The organism is Luteitalea sp. (assembly GCF_044337415.1).
GTDB lineage: Bacteria > Acidobacteriota > Vicinamibacteria > Vicinamibacterales > Vicinamibacteraceae > Luteitalea.
In genome coordinates, this window is record NZ_JBIINP010000369.1 from 1 (window position 1) to 2,873 (window position 2,873).

Annotated in this window: 2 protein-coding genes; both read left to right on the forward strand. The window is 69.5% G+C overall.

Going from position 1 to position 2,873, the window contains the following annotated elements; genetic code table 11:
* Window positions 1-1,267: DUF1501 domain-containing protein (locus tag ACIRDX_RS22430; RefSeq protein ID WP_396627641.1), on the forward strand; the 1,267-nt coding region annotated here is incomplete at its 5' end.
* Window positions 1,268-1,481: 214 nt separating this feature from the next.
* A partial coding sequence (locus tag ACIRDX_RS22435; protein WP_396627642.1) for a circularly permuted type 2 ATP-grasp protein occupies window positions 1,482-2,873 on the forward strand: 1,392 nt, incomplete at its 3' end.

Genomic DNA, 2,873 nt, shown 5'->3' on the forward strand with positions numbered 1-2,873 from the left:
AATGGCTCCAAACCGTCGAACGTTCATCAAGGGTGGCGTCGCCGCCTTCACCGTCAGCTTCGCGGCGCCGGCCTTCCTGTCCGACATCGCGCGGGCGCAGGGCGCGCGGTCGCGGAACCTCGTCGTGCTGTACCTGAGCGGCGGCAACGACGCGCTGAGCATGGTGGTGCCCTACGGCAACCCGGGCTACTACCAGCGCCGCCCGAGCATCGCCGTGCCGCAGGGCAACGTGCTGCAGGTGGGCGCCGACACGGGCGGGACCAACATCGGGCTCCACCCGCGCCTGCAGGGCATGAAGCGGATCTTCGACGACGGCCGCCTCGCCGTGATCCAGCGCAGCGGCTACCCGAACTCGAGCCGATCCCACTTCCAGGGCACCGACATCTGGTCGACGGCCGATCCGTCCAACCCGTCGGGCCCGGGCTGGCTTGGGCGCTACCTCGAGCTGATGCCCCAGCCCGTCGACCCGCTCACCGGCTGGAACACGGTGCGCGAGACGCCGCGCACGCTGCTGTCGCGGTTCGTTGGCGTGCCGGCGATTCCCGACCCCCGCACGTACGCGTTCAGCAGCCCCAACACCGGCAACGAGGCGCTCTTCGCCCGGCAGGCGGCCACCCGGATCGCGTCGCACGTGCCCGTCGATCGCCCGCACCTGTCGTTCGTGTCGGCCACCTCGCGCGCCGCCTTCGAGACGCTCGACCGCGTCGCCTCCGTGGCTGCCTACACGCCAACGGTGACCTACCCGACCACCGGCCTGGGCAGTGCCCTGCGCGCCGTGGCCGGCGCCATGGTCCGCAGCATCGGCACCAAGGTGTTCTGGGTGCAGACCGGCGGCTTCGACACCCACGCCTCCCAGGACCCCAACAACGTCAACGGCGCCTACTACCGCCTGATGGCGACCATGGACGACGCACTGCTGGCGTTCTACACGGACCTGCGCAACCACGGCCTGCTCAACGACAGCCTCGTGCTGCAGTTCTCCGAGTTCGGCCGCCGCGTGTACGAGAACGGCAGCCAGGGCACCGACCACGGGGCCGCGAGCTCCATGATGGTGATGGGCGGCGGCGTGAACGGCGGCCTCTACGGCACCGCCCCCGACCTGCGCGACACGCCCGGTAACCCGACACTCGAGAGCAACAACGGCGACGTCCGCTTCCAGACGGACTTCCGCAGCGTCTACGCGCGCGTCCTCGATCAGTGGCTGGGGGCGCCGTCGACCACGATTCTGGAGGGCGACTTCCGGCAGCCGGGCCTGACCTTCCTCTAGCAATTTGACATTCGACATTTGAAATTCGCGGCGGCTCGGCCTGCGGCCGTCGCTCGCGCGAATATCCCGAGGCGCGCGGCCGAAGGCCCGCGCCCCGAGAATTTCGAATTTCAAATGTCAAATTGCGGTCTGTGGAACAAAGTGGCGCCGTAGCGTCGCCAAAAGTGCCGTCCGGCTGGTCTACTGACGCATGGCAACTGCCGAGACGCCGGGGATGTCCGTCCCCCAGGCGCCGTTGTTCAACGCCTATAGCCTCGGACGCGCCTACGACGAGATGTTCGGCGCGCCGGAGGCGCCGCGCGCGCATTACGCCCCCCTGTTCGAGCAGCTCGGCACCCTTCCGGCCACCGAGCTCCAGCGCCGCCAGCAGGTGGCCGACCGCGCCTTCCTGCACCAGGGCATCACCTTCACCGTCTACGGCGACAGCAAGGGCACCGAGCGCATCTTCCCGTACGACCTCCTGCCGCGCATCATCACCGGCGACGAGTGGCGGCAGCTCGAGCGGGGCCTCACCCAGCGCATCACCGCCCTGAACCTGTTCCTCAAGGACATCTACAACGAGGGCCGCATCCTCCGCGCCGGCGTCGTCCCGCGCGAGCTGATCGTCAGCTGCCCGCACTACCGCCGCGAGATGCGCGGCCTGCGCGTGCCCGGCGACCGCTACGTGTCGGTGGCCGGCACCGACCTCGTGCGCCTGTCCGACGGCCAGTTCGCCGTGCTCGAGGACAACCTCCGCGTGCCGAGCGGCGTGTCGTACATGCTGGCCAACCGCGCGGTGATGAAGCGCACGTTCTCGCGCCTGCTCGCCCGCTACAGCGTCCGGCCGATCGATCACTACGCCCAGGCACTCCTGCGCACCCTGCGCGACCTGTCGCCGCAGGGCCGCCAGAATCCCACCGTCGTGCTGCTCACGCCCGGCGTGTTCAATTCGGCGTACTTCGAGCACGCCTTCCTCGCCCGCCAGATGGGCATCGAGCTGGTCGAGGGCCGCGACCTCTTCGTCCACGACAACATCGTCTACATGCGCACGACGTCGGGCGCGCAGCGCGTCGACGTGATCTACCGCCGCGTCGACGACGACTTCGTGGATCCGCTGGCCTTCCGCGCCGACACGCAGCTCGGCGTGACCGGCCTGTTCAACGCCTATCGCGCCGGCAACGTCGCGCTCGCCAACGCCATCGGCACCGGCGTGGCCGACGACAAGGCCGTGTACGCGTACGTGCCGGCGATCATCAGGTTCTACCTCGACGAGGACCCGATCCTGCGCAACGTCGAGACCTTCCTGCTCGACGACCCGGTGCAGCGCGATCACGTGATCGAGAACCTCGGGTCGCTGGTGGTGAAGGCGGTGGGCGAGTCGGGCGGCTACGGCATGCTGATCGGGCCGCACAGCACCGCGGAGCAGCGGTCGCAGTTCCGCGAGCGGATCCTCGCCAACCCGCGCAACTACATCGCGCAGCCGACGCTGGACCTGTCGTGCGCGCCGTGCTTCCTGGAGGACCGCATCGAGCCGCGGCACGTCGACCTGCGGCCCTACATCCTGGCCGGCCAGCAGACCGTGATCGTGCCCGGCGGGCTGACGCGCGTCGCGCTGCGGCGCGGGTCG